Here is a 20,212-nt window from a genome sequence, read left to right on the forward strand (position 1 = left end):
ACGAGCCCGCCGACGAAAGCGACGCTGAACCAGCTTTCGAAACTGCGCGTGACGATTACCACGGTCGGCGTCGGGACGCCCCTGCCGTCAGGAGCTGGTGCAGGAGAGGTTGCCGGGTGCGGTGCTGCTGTTGCCGTTGACCAGGAAACCGATGGTGGTCGAGGCGTTCGGGCTGATGGAGCCGTTGTAGGCGGCGTTGCGGATGCTGACCGTGCCGCTGGTGCCGGTGTTGCTGCCGTTCCAGACGTTGGCGATGGTCTGCCCGCTGGCCAGCGTCAGCTGCACCGTCCAGCCGGTGATGGCGGTGGAGCCGGTGTTGGCCACGACGACCTCACCCTGGAAGCCGCCGGTCCAGCTGCTGACCGTGCGGTACGTCGCGGTGCAGCCGCCCGGCTGCCCGGTCGGCGGCGGCGTGGTCGGCGGAGCGCTGGTCGGTGGGGTGGTCGGCGGCGTGGTGGGCGGGGTGGTCGGTGGCGTCGTCGGCGGGGTGGTGGGCGGCGGGGTCGAGGTCCCCGGCACCGTGGTGGAGGCCGCGTTGAGCGCGTTGAGGACGGAGGTGTACGCCGGCTTCGGGTTGCTGTTGCGGTCGAACAGCAGCGGGTTCTCGTTGCCCCGCCAGGAGTCGCTGTCCCGGATGCCCCAGGTGGTGATGCCGACGCAGCGCGGGACGTTCATGCACGCCTGGGTCAGGCCCTGGTACTGGCTGGTCGAGGCGTTGGTGACGTCGGCCTCGGTCAGCGCCACGTCCACCCCGAGGGCGGCGAAGCTGGACAGCGTCTGCTGGAAGTTGCCCGGCAGCGAACTGCCCCCGGTGAAGTGGGTCTGCAGACCGACGCAGTCGATCGGGACGCCGCGCGCCTTGAAGTCCTTGATCATGTTGTAGACGCCCTGCGTCTTGGCGTACGTCCAGTTCTCGATGTTGTAGTCGTTGTAGCAGAGCTGGACCGAGGGGTCGGCGGCCCGCGCGGTGCGGAAGGCCACCTCGATCCAGTCGTTGCCGGTGGACTGGAGGTTCGACGAGCGGCGGGTGCCGTTCTCGGCGTACGCCTCGTTCACCACGTCCCAGGCGTAGAGCTTGCCCTTGTAGTGGGCCATCACGCCGTTGATGTGGCTGATCATCGCCTGCCGCAGCGCGCTGCCGCTCAGGCTGCCCCAGAACCGCGGCTGCTGGGCGTGCCAGGCCAGGGTGTGGCCCCGGAACCGCATGCCACGCTGGGTGGCCCAGTTGTAGATCGCGTCACCCCGGCTGAAGTCGAACTGGCCGGGGTTGGGCTCGGTCGCGTCGGGCTTCATCTCGTTGACGGCCGTCATCATGTCGAACTCGCGGCTGGCGATGTTCAGGAAGCCGGAGTCGTTGAGCCGGTCCGCCCCCATCGCGGCCCCGAAGTACCGGCCGCTGCGTTCGGCGGCGGCCTTCAGCGTGGTCCCGGGCGGTCCGCTGAGGTCGGCGTGGGCCAGGGTCGCCACGGCCATCGACGACACGGTGATCGCCAGGGCGCAGGCACCGCCCAGCAGCAGCCGGCTGGCCCTCCTGGTACGGCGTTGCGGTCGAGCGGGTACGTCGTTCATCTGTGCGTTTCCTCCTCGGTGTTCCGTCCGGTCACCGCCGGACGGGCACGCGACCGGTCGACCGCTCGTGGGATCGACGACCGGGACACCGCGCCTGCGGCGGGACCAGCACGTCACAGGGGACGTCGAGCCGGTGTCGACCCGGCCGCGCCCTCGTCGGTGACCACCGGTCGGCTGCCCGGTCCGCCCGGTGGATGGCGAACACTCCGCGTCCTACGCCCGTGCGGGGTGACGCTGCCCTGCCGTGATGCTATATCGAATGGATTCGATCTGCGACAGGTGTCCAGCCCGGTCCGGCGGGGTTTACCCTGCGCGACGGCCCGACCACGGACCGGCGGCACGCTCAGCGGGTACGCGTCCGCCGGGCCGCCAACTCCGTACGGTTACGGACGCCGAGCTTGCGGAAGATGTTGCCCAGGTGGAACTCGATCGTCTTCACCGAGACGAAGAGCCGCTGCGCCGCCTCCCGGTTGCTGAGCCCGTTGGCGATCGCGGTGGCGACCCGGGCCTCGGCCTCGGTCAGCGTCGACTCCCCGGCCGGCACCGGGAACGGCGGATCGGCGACCAGCGGAACACCGGCACCCGTCGCGGGCGTGCCGAGGGACCGCAGATCCCGCATCACCAGCGTGAGCATCCCGGCGGCACCGGTCCGGGCGTACCCCGCGCACGCCTGCTCCAGCAGCCGGGCCGCCTCGCCCCGCCGGCCGGCCCGCCCGTGGTGCACACCCAGCAACCAGGCCACCCGGGCGGCGAGCAACCGCTCGACCGGGCGGGTCAGCAGGTCCACCGCAGCAGTGAGGGCCACCGTGGTGGCCGTGCCCGGGTCGAGGATCCAGGCCCGCCACGCCGGCAGCACCGGTCCGCCCGGCCAGGAGGCCGGCGGGTCGTCGACCCCGGCGAGCAGGTCGCCCGCCAGCCGGGACCGGCCGGCGAGGGCGTGGTAGGTGGCCAGCTCCCAGCGGTGCTCGTACTGGAGGCCGGCGGTCGCCCCGACGTCCCTGGCCACCACGAGTTCGAGCAGCCCGGCCCAGGTCTCCCGGTCACCCCGGGCGAACGCCAGCGCGGCCGTGCACTCGGGCAGGTGGCGGGCCACCCAGGCCGAACCGACCTGCGCCGCCAGCTCGCGGGCCTGGTCCAGGTGGACGGCGGCATCGTCCAGGTCACCGCGCAGCGCGTCGCACTTGGCCAGCCAGGAGGTCGCCTCGGCCTGCACGTCGGGGGTGCCGCACTGCGCGGCCAGCCGGGCCGCCTCCCGCAACTCGGCCTGACCCCGGACCAGGTTTCCCGCCCAGCAGTCACCGACCCCGACCAGGGCGAGCAGCCGGGCCCGGTCCTCCGGCGGCAGGTCCAGGCCGGCGAGCAGCGGAGCGAACCGGCGCGCCTCGTGCGGACGCATCAGCGTCATCACGGCGGTCAACGCGCACTCCACCAGTACCGGGTCGTCACCGAAGGCGTGCTCGTCGAAGATGCGTACGGCGGCGTCGAGGTGCTCCGGGCCCTCGGCCAGGCCGGCCCGGGTGGCCGCCGTCCCCGCCAGGGTGCGGTAGATCAGTGCGGTCCGCGCCGAGCCGCTGGCCTCGTGGGCCTCCCGCACCCGGGTCAGCAGCGGGAGCAACTGGTCGCTGTCGGCGGTCCGGGACAGCGTGAGGAAGGCCCGGAACAGCAGGCGCGCGGCCTCGTCCGGTTCGGCACGGTCGGCCGCCGACAGCAGGCGCTCGGCCGTGATCTCGGTGGACACCGGCTGAGCGTAGAACCCGGGGCCAACCCTGGGGATTTCCCCGGTGCCCAGGTCACCCCGGGCCGCCCAGACTGCATGCACCTGCCGGTCCAGCCGGCCGGTGGGCGTTCGCGAACGGATAGAGGTAGCACCATGAAGCGTAGGACCGTACAGATCGACACCATTCCCACCGACGGGATGGAGCTGGCCGACGACCAGCTCGCCCGGATGCTCGGTGGGCTGCCGCGCAACGGGGCGGGCTCGTCGAAGACCATCGACGACATCCCCGGTGGGGGTCGGCCGGACACCGACACCGACTTCGACTGATCCGTCACCGTCGACGATCCGGCCCACCGAGGTGGCCGGGCCGTCGGCGGGCCCCCGCCCGGAGTACCCATGATCCTCATCCTGACCGCCCCCGACGACGTGCATGCCGACGCGGTAGAGGTGGAGCTGGGCCGGCGCGGCGTCCGCTGGGTCCGCTTCGACCCGGCCGACGTGCCGTCCCGCGCGTCACTGTCGGTGACCATCCGGGATGGCCGGCTGACCCGTACCCTGGTCCGGCACGCCGACCCGGGCGGGACCGTCGACCTCGACGCGGTGACCGCCGTCTGGTTCCGCCGCCCCGGTGTCCCGGTCGCCCCGCCCCACCTGGGCGACCCCCACGCCGGTTTCGTGGTCGAGGAGAGCCGGCAGTTCGTCGGCGACGTCTGGGAGACCCTCGACGTGCCGGCGCTGCCCGCACCCCGGCGGGTGGTGCTGCGGGCCCAGCAGAAGGTCCGTCAGCTCCAGCTCGCCCTGCGCCTCGGTTTCGACGTGCCGGCCACCGCCGTCGGCAACGACCCCGGGGCCGTGCTCGACCTGTTCGACCACACCGGCGGCCGGATGATCACCAAACAGGTCGGGCTGACCAGCCTGCGCGACGAGCTGATGCGCTTCACCGAGCCGGTCACCCACCGCGACGTCGGCCACGTCGACGGGGTACGTCACTGCCCCCTCATCGCGCAGGAACGGGTGCCCAAGCGGGTCGAGCTGCGGGTCACCGTCGTCGGCGACCGGGTGTTCACCGCCGCCATCGACTCCCAGCGGTCCAACCACGCCCGGCACGACTGGCGTCGCCAGGACGACCGGAACACCCCACTGAGCCGCTACGACCTGCCCGCCGACGTCGCCGCCCGGTGCGTGGCGCTGACCCGCGCGCTCGGCCTGCGCTACAGCGCCCTCGACCTGATCGTCACCCCCGACGACCGGTACGTCTACATCGAGATCAACCCCACCGGCCAGTACCTGTGGGTGGAGGAGGAGACCGGGCTGCCCATCACCGCCGCCGTGGTCGACCTGCTCACCACGCCCGCCCCCACCCCCGGAGCCACCACGTGACCATCCTGGACCCGGCCCTGCTCGACGCCGCCGTCGCCCTCGTACGGGAGCTGACCGCCGACCGCGCCGGCCTGCCCGAGGCCCGCCGACGCCTCACCCCGCTGCGGGAACGCTGGCCCGGGGCCGATCCGGCGGTCGTGCGGGACGAGGAGGTGGCCGACGGGTCCGTCGCCTTCGACGTGCTGCTGCGCGAACCCGCCGGCACGGTCTCCGTGGCGTACAGTCCGACGCCGGCACTGCCGTGGCCGCTGCGCGGGGCGGTCCGGCACTCCGACCACCACCTCGCCCGGGTCGGCACCCGGACGCTGCGGGTGGGCGAGGCGCTCACCGCCCTCGACTTCCTCTGGTACGACCACGACGTGCTCGCCCGGCTGGTCGACACCGGCCTGGTCGCCGAGGAGCTGGAGCAGCACCCGGTCGAGGTCGACGACGACGAACTCCAGGCGGCGGCCGACGCGTACCGCCGGGCCAAGGGCCTGCTCGACGCCGAGTCGACCGCCAGGTGGCTCGCCGAGCGGGGGCTCACCGCCGAGGACTTCGCCGACCTGATCGCCCACACCGTGGCGGTCGCCCGGCTCCGCACCCGGGTGGTGGGTGACCGGTTGCCGGAGTGGTTCGCCGCGCACCGGTCCACGTTCGACCGGCTCCTGATCGTCTGGGCCGCCGAGGGGACGCCCCCCACCGACCGCGCGACGGCGCTCGCGACGGTGGCCGCCGCCGTCCGCGCCGGCCGGGCCGCCGGCACCCTGTGGACGGTGGCGGTCGCGGCCCCGCCGGAGCTGCGCGACGCCGCCGGGCCGGTGCCGACCACCATCGCCGGTACGGCGGTGACGGCCGTGGTGGTCGACCGCGAGCCGGCCGTCCTCGACGACGGCACCCGGGCGCTGGTCGAGCGGGCCATGTTCGACGAGTGGCTGGCGCAGCAGCGGGCCGGCACCGACATCGAGTGGTTCTGGCTGCCCCGGGACCGGACGACCCGGGTCCGGTGACCGGCCGGCGACGGGTGCCGGTGGTGCTCCAGGTCGCCGCCACCGACTGCGGGCCCAGCGCGCTCGCCATGCTGCTCGCCGCCCACGGCCGGGCGGTCCCCGCGTCGTACCTGCGGGCCCGGCTCGACGTCGGCCGGGACGGCCTGAGCCTGCGCGACCTGCGCGACGAGGCGCAGCAGCACGGGCTGCGCTGCCGGGCGATCGCCCTGCCGGCGCTGTTGCGGGACGCCACCCGGTTGCGGGAGCTGCCGTTGCCGCTGCTGGCCCACTGGAACGGCGACCACTACCTGGTGGTGGAGCGGATCGGCCGCCGTGGCGTCGACGTGGTCGACCCGGCGGTGGGCCGCCGACGGCTCTCCCCCGCCCAGTTCTGCGCCGGCACCACCGGGGTGGTGCTGCTGGCCGCACCCGACGGTCCCGCTCCGCCGGTGCCTCCGGCACCGTCACCGGTACGTGACCTGCTGGTGCCGGTGCTGCGCCGGCACACCGGGCTGCTCGCGCTGCTGGCGGCGACCTCGGTGCTGCTCACCGCGACCGGCCTGGCCGTGCCGTGGGCGACCGCCGCGCTCATCGACGCCGCCGCGCCCCCGGCGACGACCTGGCTCGCGGCCGTCGCCGCGCTGGCCCTGCTCACCGGGGCGTTGTCCCTGGTCCGGGGGCTGACCGTGACCGGCCTGCAACGACGCATCGGCAGCCGGCTCGGCACCGAGACGGTGCACCGGCTGTTCGAGGTGGTCTACCGGTACTTCCACCGCCGGTCGGCCGGTGACCTGGTCGACCGGGTCCGGGCGGTGGCCGGTGTCCGGGACCTGCTGGCGTCGGCGCTGGTCGCCACCGCCCTGGACGGGCTGCTGGTGGTCGGCTACCTGACCGTGGTGACCGTGCTGGCCCCGGTGCTGGGGCTGGTGGCCGCCGCCGTGATCGCGGTGCAGGCGGGTACGGCGCTGTGGGTCGGCCGCCGCTCCGGCGCGCTGCAACGGGAGGAACTGCTCGCCTCCGGTGAGGAGGCGGCCCGGCTCTCCGAGGCGGTGCAGGGCATGGCGGCGATCCGGGTCGCCGGGGCCCAGCAGCGGATACGGGAGCGCTGGCAGGAGTCGTTCGACAGGGGTGTGTCGGCGGCGCACCGGTTGGCCCGGCTGACGGCGGTCGCGGACGCGCTGCTCGCCGCCTGGTCGATGGCGTGCCCGGTGCTGATGCTGCTGGTCGCGGTCCGGCAGGCCGACTCACCGGGACGGGCCGCCGGCCTGGCCGCGCTCGCGGTGGCCGCGATCACCCCGGCGGTCGCGCTGGCCCAGCGGCTGCCGTCGTTCACCCTGCTCGCCCCCACCGTGGACCGGCTGGCCGACATCGTGGACGCACCGGTCGAGCAGCCCACCCCGGGTATGCCGGCGCCCCGGCTCACCGGGCTGGTCACCCTCACCGGCGTGGGTTTCCGGTACGACCGGAGGTCGCCCTGGGCGCTGCGCGACGTCACCGCCGTGATCCGGCCCGGCAGCAAGGTGGCGGTGGTGGGCGGCTCCGGCAGCGGCAAGAGCACCCTGGTCGGCCTGCTGACCGGCCTGTACGCCCCGACCGAGGGGTGCGTCCACGTCGACGGCCACGACCTCGCCACGCTGGACCTGTCCTCGGTGCGCCGGCAGATCGGGGTGGTCCTGCAGGAGACCTACCTCGGCGCGGGCACCCTGCGCGAGGCGTTGACGCTGTCCCGCCCGGACGCCTGCGACGCGGCCGTCGACCGGGCGGTCCGGCTGGCCGCGCTGCACGACGACGTGGCGGCCCTGCCGATGGGGCTGCACACCCACCTCGGCGACGGCGGCGTCGGCCTGTCCGGCGGGCAACGGCAGCGGGTCGCGCTCGCCCGCGCGCTGCTGGCCGACCCGGCCCTGCTCATCCTGGACGAGGCGACCAGCGCGCTGGACACGGTGACCGAGGCGGCCGTCGAGGCGAACCTGCGGACGTTGCCGGTGACCCGGCTGGTGATCGCGCACCGGCTGTCGACGGTCGCGGACGCCGACCTGGTGCTGGTGCTCGACCGGGGGCGGCTGGTGGAGAGCGGACCACCCGGGGTGCTGCTGGCCGCCGGTGGACCGTTCGCCCGGCTGGCCGGGGTGCCCGGTGCCGTCCGGTCGTGGCCCGACCCGGTCCGCTGAGCCGGTCACGGCGCGTGCGGGACGGCGGCGAACTCGACGAGGTCGAGGCGGCCGTGGGTGGCCGCATAGCGGGTGAGTGAGGTGTTGGCGACCGGGGTGGTGGCGAGGACCGCGTCGAGGTCGGCGAACGGCAGCCCCTCCAGGACGTGCCGGGCGGCGACGACCACGGCGTCGTGGGCCACCACCCACACCCGGCGTCCGGCGTGCCGGCGGTGCAGGTCGGCCGGGGCGGCGCGGACGCGGGCGGCGACGTCGTCGAACGTCTCGCCGCCGGGTGGCCGGTAGGCGTGGAGGCCGTCGGCAGCGAGCCGGGCCGCCTCGGCGGGGAACCGTTCGGCGATCATCAGCGGGGTCAGGAGTTCCAGCTCACCCATGAGCCGGTCGACCAGCCGCCCGTCGAGGTCGACCGGGACCGGGGCGACGCCGAGGGCGGCGGCGGTGTCCGCCACCCGCGCCCAGGTCTGCCGGGCCCGCCGGTACGGGGAGCAGACGACGTGGTCGGGACGCCGGTCGGCGGGTTGCGCCGCGAGCCAGCGGCCGAGCCGGGTGGCCTGTCGCCGGCCCAGCGGTGACAGCGGGACGTCGGCGTCGCGCCCGGTGAGCCCGTGGGTGGCGACGCCCCGCGTGTGGGCCTCGGCGAACGCGACGTTGGCGACGCTCTGCCCGTGCCGGACGATGGTCAACTCCGCGACGGTGTCCACGGCTCCACTGTCCGGCAGCAGCCGGTGCGGGGCGACCCCGGGCGGCGGGACGCTGCCGCAACGACGGCGGTACCCGGCAGCTCGCCGGCCTCGACGCCCCCGACCGAACACGTTTCCGAAAGTTTCCGAAAGTCGTTGACGCGTTCGAAATGCCGCTGCAATACTCCGATTCACAGCGACATCAACGTATCTCGATAGAACCCCGCATCCCCAGGCAGCACCGCCCCCAGGAGGACCTGCGCATGATCTCCAGCACCGGTGGCTCCGGTCACCCGTCCCGCTCCCGAGCCTCCCGCCTGACCGTCCGGCTGGCGGTGCTCGCCACCACCGTGGCGCTGGGCGCCGTCGGCGTCGCGGTCTCCGCCACCCCGTCCAGCGCCGCCGCCTGCAACGGCTACGTCGGTCTCACCTTCGACGACGGACCGACCGGCAGCACCAGCGCGCTGCTGAACGTGCTGCGCGCCAACAACGTCCGGGCGACCATGTTCAACGTCGGGCAGAACGTGCAGGGCAACCCGTCCGCCGCCCGGGCCCAGGTCGACGCCGGCATGTGGATCGGCAACCACAGCTGGAACCACGCGCACATGACCTCGATGGGTCAGAGCCAGATGCAGTCCGACCTCTCCCAGACCAACTCGGCGATCCAGTCGGCGACCGGCGTACGGCCGCAGCTGTTCCGCCCGCCCTACGGCGAGACCAACTCGACCCTCCAGTCGGTCGCCTCGTCGCTCGGCATGCGCCAGGTGATCTGGGACGTCGACTCCCAGGACTGGAACGGTGCCAGCGTCAGCCAGATCGTCTCCAACGCCGGCCGGCTCCAGAACGGCCAGGTGATCCTGATGCACGACGGCATCCAGAACACCCGCGACGCGATTCCGCAGATCATGGCCAACCTGAACAGCCGTGGCCTCTGCCCGGGCATGATCTCGCCGAGCACCGGCCGGGCGGTGGCCCCGGACGGCACCCCGCCGACCAACCCCCCGACCACCCCGCCCACCGGCACGCCGACCACCCCGCCGGCCGGTGGGACGTGCACCGCGACGGCGACGTACCCGAACGTGTGGGGCGACCGGTACAACACCTCGGTGACGGTCCAGGGCGGCAGCAACTGGACGGTGGTGGTGGCGCTGACCGCGCCGCAGAAGGTCAACACCACCTGGAACGGCACGCCCAGCTGGGACAGCTCCGGTTACGTGATGACGATGCGGTCCAACGGCAGCGGCAACACCTTCGGCTTCACCACGATGATGAACGGCAACAGCGGCGCCCGGCCGCAGATCCGGTCGTGCATCACCGGCTGACCGGCGGGCGGCACCCGACCGGGGCCCGCAGGCCCCTCCCCGACCACCGGCCCTCCCCGGACGTCACGGCGTGCGGGGGGGGCCGCCGCACGACCGCCCGTCGAGGCGGACCCGAAACTTTTCAGTCACCTGCTCGAAACTACCGGTTGAAAACCCCGGGATTACCTGCCAACCTGAAATCCATCGATGAACGTGAACGTTAACAGCACGCCACGGGCCACCCACCACCACCAGGAGGTACCGACAGTGCGAGGACACGCACCGCACTCCCCGCCCCCGGCACAGCCCCACCCGGCCCGGGTCTCCCCCCGTCGACGACGCCGGCTGGTCACGCTCGCCGCGGCCGGGATCGCCGCCGCCCTCGTCGGGTTGTTCACCATGACGGTGACGACCGGCACGGCCTCGGCCGCCGACAACCCGTACCAGCGGGGCCCCGACCCGACCCGGAGCAGCGTCGCGTCCGTGAACGGTCCGTTCGCCAACACCTCGGTCGCCGTCCCGACCGGGTACGGCTTCAACGGCGGACGGATCTACTACCCGACCGACACCAGTCAGGGCACCTTCGGGGCGGTCGCCATCTCGCCCGGCTACACCGCGCTGTTCTCCGTCGAGCTGGCCTGGATGGGGCCGTGGCTGGCCTCGCACGGCTTCGTCGTGATCGGCATCGAGACCAACAGCCGCAACGACTTCGACACCGCCCGGGGCACCCAGTTGCTCGCCGCACTGGATTACCTGGTGCAGCAGAGCCCGGTCCGGGACCGGATCGACCCCACCCGGCTGGCCGTCTCCGGTCACTCGATGGGTGGCGGCGGGGCGCTCAGCGCGGCCCTGCGCCGCCCGGCGTTGAAGGCGGCGGTCGGCATCGCGCCGTACTCGCCGTCGTCGAACCTGGCCAACGACCGGGTGCCCACGATGGTCTTCGCCGGGCAGGCGGACACGGTGGTCACCCCGTCCTATGCCTCCGGCCTGTACAACAGCATCCCGGCCACGACCGAGAGCGCCTACCTGGAGGTCGCGGGGGCCGACCACGGGTTCATGGTCGGCCGGTCGAACCCGGTGCTGATCCGGACCATGCTGCCGTTCCTCAAGATGTTCGTCGACAACGACGCCCGGTACAGCCAGTTCCTCTGCCCGCTGGCGGACAACAGCGGCGTGGTCAGCTACCGCAGCACCTGCCCGCTGCTGCCGCCGACCGCGACCACCCCGCCGCCGATCCCGTCGGACACCCCGCCGCCGATCCCGACCACCCCGCCGCCGACCACGCCGCCGCCGAGCAACCCGCCCGGCGCCGCCAGCCTGATCGTCGGCGCGCAGTCCAACCGGTGCCTCGACGTGCCCAACGCCTCCCGCGCCAACGGCACCCGGGTGCAGCTCTGGGACTGCAACCGCGGGACCAACCAGTCGTGGACGTACACCACGAACAAACAACTCCGGGTGTACGGCGACATGTGCCTGGACGCGGCCGGGTCCGGCAACGGTGCGGCGGTCCAGATCTACGGCTGCCACAGCCAGACCAACCAGCAGTGGAACGTCAACGCCAACGGCACCATCAGCAGCGTGCAGTCCGGGCGGTGCCTGGACGTCTGGAGCACGGCCAACGGGGCGCAGGTCCAGCTCTACGACTGTCACGGGCAGACCAACCAGCGGTTCACCCTGACGCCCCTGACCTGACGGCCCGACCGGCACCGACCGGCGACCGCCGCCGCACCACGCGGACCGGGCCGGCGTCTCCCTGAATACGGGAGACACCGGCCCGCTCCCGGTGGGCGTACGCGGCGGAGGTGCATTCCGCCCGGCGCCGACCGTTCGCTCCGCTAATCGACGTTGGCGGGACAAGCCGTGTCCGGTTTGCGAGGCTTATCGGGTGCGGAGGGATGATCCCGCGCCACACCCGACAGCCGGGGGTCGGCGTCTGGTGGCCCGTGACCCCGGGGCCATCGGCGATGTGAGCTGGGTCGAGCTCTTCGTCGATCTGCTCTTCGTGTTCGCGTTCCTGGCCGTCACCACGCTGATGGCCGAGCATTTCAGCCCCCTCGGGTTGGTCCAGGGCGTGCTCGTCATCCTCCTTCTCTGGCACTGCTGGACCCCGTGTGTCTGGCTGGGCAACGTGGTGCACCTCGACCGGGGGATCATGCCCCCGATCATGCTCGGCATCGCCGCCGCCCTGTTGGCGATCGGGGTCGCGATACCCGAGGCGTTCACCGACCGGGCCGGCGGGCTGCCCGGCCCGATGGTGCTGATCTGCGGATATCTGCTGATCAGGGCGACCGCCATGGTCGTCCTCACGTTCGTCAGCCACCGGGGCGAGGGCGGACAGCCGTCGGTGGTCGCCGCCTGGTTGATCTTCATCGCCGGTGGGCTGGTGCTGCTCGCCTCCTACCTGGTGCCGCCGCTGCTGCCGGCGGTCGTCGACGCCGCCCTGGTGCAGGCTGTGCTGTTCGCGAGCGCTCTCATGATCGACTCGCTGATCCTCGTGGCGGCCAGCAAGGGCGGCTGGCGGGTCGTCTCGCCCTGGCACCTGGCCGAACGGCACGCCCTGATCGTGCTCATCGCGCTCGGCGAGACGATCATCTCGATCGGCGCCAGCGAGGGGCTCGGGGTGGACCGCCCGGTGACCTCCCAGTTGGCCGTCGGGGCGGTGCTGGGCATCACCGTGGTCTTCGCGCTGTGGTGGAGCTACTTCGACCTGGCCAAGGTGATCATCGAACGGGCCCTGCGGGCCAGCTCCGGGCGGGACCGCGCCCGGGTCGGTCGAGACGTCTACAGCGGGCTGCACCTGCCCATGATCGGCGGGTTGATCTTCTTCGCGCTGGGGCTGAAGTATCTCAACACGCACACCACCCCGAAGAGCACCCACCCGTGGCCGTCGGCCGGCGTCGCCGTCCTGTACGGCGGTGTGCTGCTCTATCTGGGCGCGCTCGTCGTGGTGGAGTGGCGGGCGGTCCGGTTGCTGGGTCGGGGTCCGCTGGTGGGGGTGGCGCTGCTGCTGGCGCTGCTGACGGTGGTCGGACGGCTGACCGCGGTGCAGGCGCTGGTGGTGCTCGTCGCCGCCGTCTGCACGATGCTGGTGCTGGACAACACCCTCTTCCGGCGGAAACACCGGCAACTTCACGAGTCGGTCGAGCAGGAGAGCCTCCACGTCGGGACGGTCGACCCTCGGGAACTCTTCGTCGACCTCGTGTTCGTGTACGCCTTCATCGAGGTCACCGCGGTGATGAACCGGTTTCCGACCCTGCTCGGCCTGGCCCAGGGCATGATCCTGCTGGCGCTGCTGTGGTGGGCCTGGACGTCGTACACCTGGCTCGCCAACGCCGTGCGGCACGACAGCACGTTGGTGCGGTTGTGCACGGCGGGCATCATGACGGCGGTGCTGCTGATCGGGCTGGCGATCCCGCAGGCCTTCGTCCCCCTGCCCGGCAGCCTCCCCGGCCCGCTGCTGGTCGTCGGGTGTTACATCGGCGTCCAGCTCATGCAGGGGTTGATCTTCCGGCAGCTCGTCCGGGAGAACTCCGACCTGCGGGGCACCCGGACCCGGTTCGTCGCCACGACCGCCACCATCGCCATCCTGCTGGTGATCGTCGTCGTCGAGGTGGTCGCCCCCGACGCGGTCGCCCGGCACCCCGCCGTCACGCTGCTCTGGGTGGCCGCGCTGCTCGTGCAGTACGTCGCCGGGTACTGGGCCGGTGGGCGGCTGTGGCGGATCAGGCTGGTCCGGCACTGGGCCGACCGGCACGCCCTGGTCATCCTGATCGCCGTCGGCGAGGCGGTCCTCTCCGTCGGCATCTCCATCAACAACGTGCCGATCTCCGCCCCCACGCTGGTCGTCGTCGTCGCGTCGGTGGTGGCCCTCGGCACGATCTGGTGGAGCTACTTCACCGGCATCGACGCGGCCCGGATCGCCCTCGGGGCCTACGAGGGGGACCGTCGGGTCCGCGCCGCGCGGGACGCGTACACCTATCTGCACCTGCCGATGATGGCCGGGATCGTCCTGGTCGCCTACGGCCTGCACCAGACCCTGGCCGCGTCCCAGGAGCGGCACAGCGCCCTGCTGGGCCACTACATGCTGTTCTTCGGGGTGGCGTTGTACCTGTTCGGCAACCAGATGTTCTGGCTGCGGATCTTCCGGACGGTCAGCCCCCACCGGCTCATCGGCGCGGTGGTGGTCACCGTCCTCGCGCCGGTGACCGTCGCGCTGCCGTCCGTGGTCTCGTTGCTGCTGCTGACCGTGCTCGGCGTCGGCTTCGCCGTCGTCGAGGCGGTGCAGGAGGGTGACCCACGGACCCGGCGGCCCGCCCGGACGTGACCCGGTTCCCGGCGGCCCGCCCGGGGCTCAGCCGACGGTACAGGGGCTGCCGTTGAGCCCGAAGCTGGTCGGTGGCGCGTTGCTGGTGCTCCAGCTGCCCTGGATGCCGAAGCTCACCGAGCCGTTCGCCGGTACGACGCGGTTCCAGTCGACGTTGCGGGCCGTCACCGTGGTCCCGCTCTGGCTGGTCGTCGCGTTCCACCCGGAGGTGATCCGCTGGTCCCCCCGGAAGCTGAAGGTGAGCGTCCAGCCGTCCACCGGCGCGGTCGCGGTGTTCTGGACCGTCACGACGGTGACGAACCCGCCCTGCCACTCGGACTGGTTCTGGTAGGTCACCCGGCAGGTGGGCGGCGGCGGCATCGGCGTCGTCGGCGGGGTGGGCGGCGTCGGCGCGAAGACCGCGTTGGAGGCGATCGAGACGTTGCCGGCCGCGTCGCGGGCCCGCACGTAGAACTGGTACCGCAGCGGCGTCGACGGCGGGGGCGGCGGGGGGAGCGCGATCGTGTACGTCGTCGTCGGCACGGTGGCGACCAGGAACGAGCTGTACCAGCCGTCGAAGCGGTAGACGTTGTAGCCGCTCACCCCGACGTCGTCGGTCGACGGTGACCAGGAGAGCGTGGCGGTCGAGTCGGTCACGTCGCCGAGGGTCAGGTTCTGCGGCGCGCTCGGCGGGGTGGTGTCCGGCCCGGTGTCGGTGACCGGGGTGACCACGGTGACCGGCTCCGACGCCAGGGAGCGGTGCCCGACGACGTCCCGGGCGGAGACGCGGAACGAGTACTGCCGGCCCGGGGTGATGTAGTTGCTGATCGTGGTGGTGGTGACGTCGCCGACGCTTGCCGACATGACGACGTCGTCGAAGGGGCTGTAGTACGTGATGTCGTAGCCGGCGATGGCGCAGCAGCCGGGGGTCGCGGCCGTCCAGGTGAGGGTGACCGACCTCGTCCTGACCTGGCTGGCGGTGACGTTCGTGGGCACGCCCGGCGGGAAGGGCGAGGTGTTCGGTGTGCCCGGCGGGGTGGTGGGTGCCATGGTCGGCGGCGGCGTCGTGGCCGCTCCCGTCAGGGGCGCCGCAGCGGGTGCGGGCGCGACCCCGGGGAGCCCACCGGCGGCCGCTCCGGGGGGCGTCGTGGTGCCGGCACCGGCGGCCGGTACGGCGATCGCTCCCACGCCGAACACGGCGATCGACGAGACGACGGCGACGAGCAGGCCGGGCCGCACGCGGCGGCGCGGCGCGGACGAACGGACCCCTGGCATGCGTCCACCGTGCGGCAACACATCGACGCTTGTCAACGGCTTACATCATCCGGTGCGCGGTTCCGGCCAGCTCCGACCCGACCGGTACCGACGCCGGGCACGACAGCCACCCACCGCCGCACTCACCATACCTCGAAACTGTTAACGCAAACATCACATGACTTGCCCGGCGGCCACTTCTCCCGTCCGATCGGATAACCGCAGGTAGAGCAGCCCTACAACCTCGCAGAGGGGCCGGAATAGCCGGTTTGACAGCCGCGAACCGAGGCCGGAGAAGTTTCGAGAAAGTCCGTGTCACATCTTGACGGACCACGTATTCATCCACGAGAGTCCATATCAGCGGACGTGGCGCACGGTCGGGAGAACCGAGGCGTCGCTCAACCGCAGCTGAGGGTGCCCGGGCAGCACCTGTTAACGCTAACAGAACGACGGTCGACGGGACGTCGGACACCACCAGGAACCGACGACGGCGGACACCACCGACCGTCGGCGTCAGCGTGCCCTCCCACCCGTCCGGGCCGCAGGTGGCGGCCAGCCTCACCCTGCGCCGCGACGACCCGCCCACCATCCGCACACCACCAGGCACCACGACAGAAGGGGTCCGATCCGTGGCGATCAGCCGACGAGCACTCATCAAGGCCGTGGCCGCATCCGGGGCGCTCACCGCAGCATCGGTGGCCGGGCTGCCCGGCGTCGCGTGGGCGGCGAACACCGCGTACGCGATGACCTACTTCACCGAGACGCCGAGCTTCCAGGGCGCGGACTACGGCCTGCACCTGGCGGTGAGCCGCGACGGTCTCAACTGGACGCCGCTGAACCAGAACAAACCCGTCGTCACCCCCACCCAGGGGCAGCTCGGCCTGCGCGACCCGTTCGTGTTCCGCAAGCAGGACGGCACCTTCGTGGTGCTGGCCACCGATCTCAAGGGCACCAACTTCGGCCTGAACAGCCAGTACCTGCACGTGTGGGACTCGACCAACCTGACGAACTTCACCGGCTACCGCCGGATCAGGATGCACACCCTGCCCAACTCGCACACCTGGGCGCCCACCGCGTTCTGGGACGCCGCCCGCGGCCAGTACGCCATCGTCTACTCCTGCAACAGCGGCGGCGACGTGCTGATGGTCAACTACACGAGCGACTTCGTCAACATCGGCCCCCAGCAGGTGTTCTTCAGCCCCGGGTTCGGCGTGCTCGACGGCGATGTCGTCGTCGACGGCGGCACCACCTACCTGTACTACAAGAACCTCTCCACCGGCCTGCTGCACGGCGCGCGCTCCTCGACCGGGGCGCCGAACAGCTTCACCACCTACACCAGCGGGCTACGGATGGGCAACGCGATCGAGGCTCCGCTGCTGGTCAAGAACAACGACGGCAGCGGCTGGCGGCTGTGGGGCGACTCGTTCAGCCCGGTCAACGCCGACTACTACATCTGGTCCACCTCGAACATCGGCGGCAACTCGTGGACGGCGCTCAACCAGCGGGACTACACCCCGCCGTTGAACGCCAAGCACGGCTCGATCGTCGGGATCAGCGACGCCGAGTACAACGCGATGGTGTCCCGGTGGGGGACCCCGAACTGGGTCCGGCTCAAGTCGTCGAACCTGCCGGACTACGTCGTACGGCACAGCAACGGCGTCGGCCGGATCGACCCGTTCCCGTTCGACCCGTACCAGGACCAGTTGTGGCGGATGGTGGCCGGCCTGTCCGACGCCGCCGGGGTCTCGTTCGAGTCGGTGAACCGGCCGGGCAGTTTCCTGCGGCACAGCAACTACGCCATCCGGCTCGACCCGAACGACGGGTCGGCGACGTTCCGCGCCGACGCCACCTTCCACCGCACCGCCGGCCTGGCCGACGCGGCATGGACGTCGTTCCGCTCCGCCAACTTCCCCGACCGGTACCTGCGGCACGCCGGGAACCTGCTGCGGATCGACCCGCTCAGCGCCGGGTCGGCCCTGAACGACAGGCAGGACGCCACCTTCCGCATCACGCCCTGACCGAGGAGGACACCATGACCAGGACCCTGCTGCGCCGCGGTGCGGCACTGCTCGCGAGTCTGCTCTGCGTGGTCGTGCTGAGCCCGGTCGCCGGCCACGCGGACAACCCCATCGTGCAGACCATCTACACGGCCGACCCGGCGGCGCTGGTACACAACGGCCGGGTCTACCTCTACACCGGCCACGACGAGGACGGCTCGACGTACTTCACGATGAAGGACTGGCGCGTCTACTCGTCGGCCGACATGGTCAACTGGACCGACCACGGCTCCCCGATGAGCCTCGCCACCTTCAGCTGGGCCAGCGCCGACGCGTGGGCCGGCCAGACCGTCTACCGCAACGGCCGCTTCTACTGGTACGTCCCGGTCAAGAACCGGGCGACCGGACGGATGGCGATCGGCGTCGCGGTCGCCGACAACCCCACCGGTCCGTTCCGCGACGCCATCGGCCGACCACTGGTGGAGAACGGCGAGATCGACCCGCACGCCTTCGTCGACGACACCGGGCAGGCATACCTGTACTGGGGCAACCCCAACCTGTGGTACGTGCGGCTCAACACCGACATGGTCTCGTTCTCCGGCGGCCCGACCCAGATTCCGCTGACCACCGCCGGCTTCGGCACCCGCAGCGGCAACCCGAGCCGACCCACGTTGTACGAGGAGGCACCCTGGGTCTACAAGCGCAACGGCCTCTACTACAACGTGTTCGCGGCCGAATGCTGCTCGGAGTTCATCGCGTACTCCACCGCGCCGGGCCCGACCGGGCCGTGGACCTACCGGGGGACGATCATGCCCCGGCAGGGGGCCAGCTTCACCAACCACGCCGCCGTCATCGACTTCAACGGCGGCTCGTACTTCTTCTACCACAACGGCGCGTTGCCCGGCGGCGGCGGTTTCACCCGCTCGGTCGCGGTGGAGAAGTTCGCCTACCGCGCCGACGGCACCATCCCGACGATCACCATGACCACCTCCGGCGCACCGCAGGTCGGCACGCTCAACCCGTACGTCCGCCAGGAGGCGGAGACGATCGCCTGGTCGGTCGGGGTGGAGACCGAGCCGTCCAGCGAGGGCGGGATGAACGTCGGCTGGCTGAACAACGGCGACCACATCAAGGTCAAGGGGGTCGCCTTCGGGGCCGGCGCCAGTTCGTTCACCGCCCGGGTCGCGTCGGCGACCACCGGTGGCCGCATCGAGGTACGGCTCGGCGGCGTCACCGGCACCACCGTGGGCACCTGCACCGTCCCGGTGACCGGCGGCTGGCAGACCTGGACCACGGTCACCTGCCCGGTCAGCGGCGTCACCGGCACCCAGGACGTGTACCTGCGGTTCGCCGGGGGCAGCGGCAACCTCTTCAACGTCAACTGGTGGCAGTTCCGCTGACGCCCCGCCGCCCGGCCGCCCGGCCCACCGTGGCCGGCGGCGACCACCTCCACCCCCACGCACGAGGAGACACCTGATGACAGGACGCAGATCGAGACTCGGGTCGGTGGCCGCGACGATGCTGCTGGCCCTGGGCCTGGGCACCGCGATGGTCAGCGGCGGCCTGGACGCCTCCGCCCACGCCGCGGACGTCGGGACGACCGCCGCGACGGCCGGCTGCGGGAAGGCCCCGACCCTGGCCAGCGGCACCCACACCATCACCAGCAACGGCAAGAACCGCAGCTTCATCCTGCGGGTGCCCGACGGCTACGACGTCAACCGGCAGTACCGGCTGGTGCTCGGCTTCCACTGGGTCGGCGGCACCGCCACCGACGTCGCCACCGGTCAGACCGTGCAGCGCGACGTGTGGTCCTACTACGGCCTGCAACGACTGGCGAACAACAGCACCATCTTCGTCGCGCCCCAGGGCCTGAACAACGGCTGGGGCAACGCCGGTGGGGAGGACATCACCTTCGTCGACAACATCCTCAGCCGGGTCGAGGCCGGGCTGTGCGTGGACACCACCCAGCGGTTCGCCCTCGGCTTCAGCTACGGCGGCGCGATGAGCTACGCGGTCGCCTGTGCCCGGCCCACCGTCTTCCGGGCGGTGGCGGTCTACTCCGGCGGGCAGCTCAGCGGATGCAGCGGCGGCACCCAACCGATCGCCTACTTCGGCGCGCACGGCATCCGCGACGGCGTGCTCTCCATCGCCGGCGGGCGTACGCTGCGCGACCGGTTCGTCCGCAACAACGGCTGCACCGCGCAGAACCCGCCCGAGCCGAGCCAGGGCAGCCTGACCCACCGCAGCACCACCTACTCGGGCTGCCGCGCCGGGTACCCGGTGGTGTGGGCGGCCTTCGACGAGGGGCACATCGCCGCCCCGCAGGACGGCGCACCCGGTGACAGCGGCACCCGCACCTGGCTGCCGGCCGAGACGTGGCGGTTCTTCACCCAGTTCACGTCGACCACGCCCGCGCCCACCACCCCGGCGCCCACCACACCCGGCCCGACCACACCCGCACCGACCACCCCACCGCCGGGCGGCGGGGGCTGCGCGGTCACCGCGACGGTCAACGCGTGGAGCACCGGCCTGACCGAGGACCTCACCGTCACCAACACCGGCAGCACCCCGGTCAACGGCTGGTCGCTGGTCTTCACCCTGCCCGGCGGGCAGAGCATCACCTCCGGGTGGAACGCCACCTACACGCCCGCCTCCGGCCAGGTCACCGCCCGCAACGTCAGCTACAACCCGACCATCGCCCCCGGCGCCTCGGTCAGCATCGGCTTCCAGGCCAACCACACCGGCAACGCCGCCGCGCCGCCGACGTTCACGCTCAACGGCGTCACCTGCACCAGGTAACCGCCGTACCGGTCGCGGGGGGGGGGGGGGGGGGGGGGCGGGCGCCGGCGCGCCCGCCGCGGGGCGCCCGCGG

At 72.2% G+C, this 20,212-nt stretch carries 14 protein-coding genes; 10 read left to right on the forward strand and 4 right to left on the reverse strand.

Going from position 1 to position 20,212, the window contains the following annotated elements; translation table 11 throughout:
* Window positions 1-87 precede the first annotated feature (87 nt).
* On the reverse strand, window positions 88-1,569 hold the full coding sequence (locus ACOJTC_RS03845; RefSeq protein ID WP_420115765.1) for an endo-1,4-beta-xylanase: 1,482 nt from the start codon (window positions 1,567-1,569) through the stop codon (window positions 88-90).
* 343 nt (window positions 1,570-1,912) lie between these two features.
* Window positions 1,913-3,307, reverse strand: a complete 1,395-nt coding sequence (locus ACOJTC_RS03850; RefSeq protein ID WP_420115766.1) for a helix-turn-helix transcriptional regulator — start codon at window positions 3,305-3,307, stop codon at window positions 1,913-1,915.
* A gap of 132 nt (window positions 3,308-3,439) precedes the next feature.
* Here ACOJTC_RS03850 and ACOJTC_RS03855 point away from each other — a divergent pair, with 132 nt between their 5' ends.
* The 4 genes from ACOJTC_RS03855 (at window position 3,440) to ACOJTC_RS03870 (ending at window position 7,805) form a co-directional block, all read left to right on the forward strand.
* Window positions 3,440-3,613, forward strand: a complete 174-nt coding sequence (locus ACOJTC_RS03855; protein ID WP_204925348.1) for a putative ATP-grasp target RiPP — start codon at window positions 3,440-3,442, stop codon at window positions 3,611-3,613.
* A gap of 69 nt (window positions 3,614-3,682) precedes the next feature.
* On the forward strand, window positions 3,683-4,666 hold the full coding sequence (locus tag ACOJTC_RS03860) for an MvdC/MvdD family ATP grasp protein (RefSeq protein ID WP_420115767.1): 984 nt from the start codon (window positions 3,683-3,685) through the stop codon (window positions 4,664-4,666).
* Window positions 4,663-5,655, forward strand: coding sequence for a TIGR04500 family putative peptide maturation system protein (locus tag ACOJTC_RS03865; RefSeq protein WP_420115768.1), 993 nt, complete (start codon window positions 4,663-4,665; stop codon window positions 5,653-5,655). The genes ACOJTC_RS03860 and ACOJTC_RS03865 overlap by 4 nt, the downstream gene beginning before the upstream one ends.
* Entirely contained in the window at window positions 5,652-7,805 is a 2,154-nt protein-coding gene (locus ACOJTC_RS03870; protein WP_420115769.1) for a peptidase domain-containing ABC transporter, read from the forward strand. The genes ACOJTC_RS03865 and ACOJTC_RS03870 overlap by 4 nt, the downstream gene beginning before the upstream one ends.
* Before the next feature lie 5 nt (window positions 7,806-7,810).
* Here the strand turns inward: ACOJTC_RS03870 and ACOJTC_RS03875 are convergent, their stop codons facing one another.
* Entirely contained in the window at window positions 7,811-8,506 is a 696-nt protein-coding gene (locus tag ACOJTC_RS03875) for a histidine phosphatase family protein (RefSeq protein ID WP_420115770.1), read from the reverse strand.
* 242 nt (window positions 8,507-8,748) lie between these two features.
* Here ACOJTC_RS03875 and ACOJTC_RS03880 point away from each other — a divergent pair, with 242 nt between their 5' ends.
* The 3 genes from ACOJTC_RS03880 (at window position 8,749) to ACOJTC_RS03890 (ending at window position 14,110) form a co-directional block, all read left to right on the forward strand.
* Window positions 8,749-9,807 (forward strand): polysaccharide deacetylase family protein, encoded by a 1,059-nt coding sequence (locus tag ACOJTC_RS03880; protein ID WP_420115771.1) that lies wholly within the window; start codon window positions 8,749-8,751, stop codon window positions 9,805-9,807.
* 186 nt (window positions 9,808-9,993) lie between these two features.
* Window positions 9,994-11,478, forward strand: a complete 1,485-nt coding sequence (locus ACOJTC_RS03885) for a ricin-type beta-trefoil lectin domain protein (RefSeq protein WP_420115772.1) — start codon at window positions 9,994-9,996, stop codon at window positions 11,476-11,478.
* Window positions 11,479-11,752: 274 nt separating this feature from the next.
* Window positions 11,753-14,110: a low temperature requirement protein A gene (locus tag ACOJTC_RS03890; protein WP_420115773.1), complete on the forward strand. Its 2,358-nt coding sequence runs from the start codon at window positions 11,753-11,755 to the stop codon at window positions 14,108-14,110.
* Between the two features lie 27 nt (window positions 14,111-14,137).
* On the opposite strand, the gene ACOJTC_RS03895 is transcribed toward ACOJTC_RS03890, so the two are convergent.
* Complete coding sequence (locus ACOJTC_RS03895) at window positions 14,138-15,364, reverse strand: cellulose binding domain-containing protein (protein ID WP_420115774.1); 1,227 nt, start codon at window positions 15,362-15,364, stop codon at window positions 14,138-14,140.
* Between the two features lie 497 nt (window positions 15,365-15,861).
* Between ACOJTC_RS03895 and ACOJTC_RS03900 the strand changes: the two genes are divergently transcribed.
* From ACOJTC_RS03900 to ACOJTC_RS03910, 3 genes are all read left to right on the forward strand, one after another.
* Complete coding sequence (locus ACOJTC_RS03900) at window positions 15,862-17,361, forward strand: glycoside hydrolase family 43 protein (protein ID WP_420115775.1); 1,500 nt, start codon at window positions 15,862-15,864, stop codon at window positions 17,359-17,361.
* A 14-nt stretch (window positions 17,362-17,375) separates the two neighbouring features.
* Window positions 17,376-18,740, forward strand: coding sequence for a glycoside hydrolase family 43 protein (locus tag ACOJTC_RS03905; RefSeq protein ID WP_420115776.1), 1,365 nt, complete (start codon window positions 17,376-17,378; stop codon window positions 18,738-18,740).
* Window positions 18,741-18,816: 76 nt separating this feature from the next.
* Entirely contained in the window at window positions 18,817-20,139 is a 1,323-nt protein-coding gene (locus ACOJTC_RS03910) for a cellulose binding domain-containing protein (RefSeq protein ID WP_420115777.1), read from the forward strand.
* The last annotated feature ends 73 nt before the right edge of the window (window positions 20,140-20,212 follow it).

Origin of the sequence: Micromonospora sp., assembly GCF_048594385.1 — a bacterium.
GTDB classification, from domain to species: Bacteria; Actinomycetota; Actinomycetes; order Mycobacteriales; family Micromonosporaceae; genus Micromonospora; species Micromonospora wenchangensis.

What these genes read in the sequence shown, in the direction of transcription:
- ACOJTC_RS03845 (WP_420115765.1), bottom strand. Translation starts at nt 1,569, where the DNA reads ATGAACGACGTACCCGCTCGACCGCAACGCCGTACCAGGAGGGCCAGC.
- ACOJTC_RS03855 (WP_204925348.1), top strand. Translation starts at nt 3,440, where the DNA reads ATGAAGCGTAGGACCGTACAGATCGACACCATTCCCACCGACGGGATG.
- ACOJTC_RS03860 (WP_420115767.1), top strand. Translation starts at nt 3,683, where the DNA reads ATGATCCTCATCCTGACCGCCCCCGACGACGTGCATGCCGACGCGGTA.
- ACOJTC_RS03880 (WP_420115771.1), top strand. Translation starts at nt 8,749, where the DNA reads ATGATCTCCAGCACCGGTGGCTCCGGTCACCCGTCCCGCTCCCGAGCC.
- ACOJTC_RS03885 (WP_420115772.1), top strand. Translation starts at nt 9,994, where the DNA reads ATGAACGTGAACGTTAACAGCACGCCACGGGCCACCCACCACCACCAG.
- ACOJTC_RS03895 (WP_420115774.1), bottom strand. Translation starts at nt 15,364, where the DNA reads ATGCCAGGGGTCCGTTCGTCCGCGCCGCGCCGCCGCGTGCGGCCCGGC.
- ACOJTC_RS03905 (WP_420115776.1), top strand. Translation starts at nt 17,376, where the DNA reads ATGACCAGGACCCTGCTGCGCCGCGGTGCGGCACTGCTCGCGAGTCTG.
- ACOJTC_RS03910 (WP_420115777.1), top strand. Translation starts at nt 18,817, where the DNA reads ATGACAGGACGCAGATCGAGACTCGGGTCGGTGGCCGCGACGATGCTG.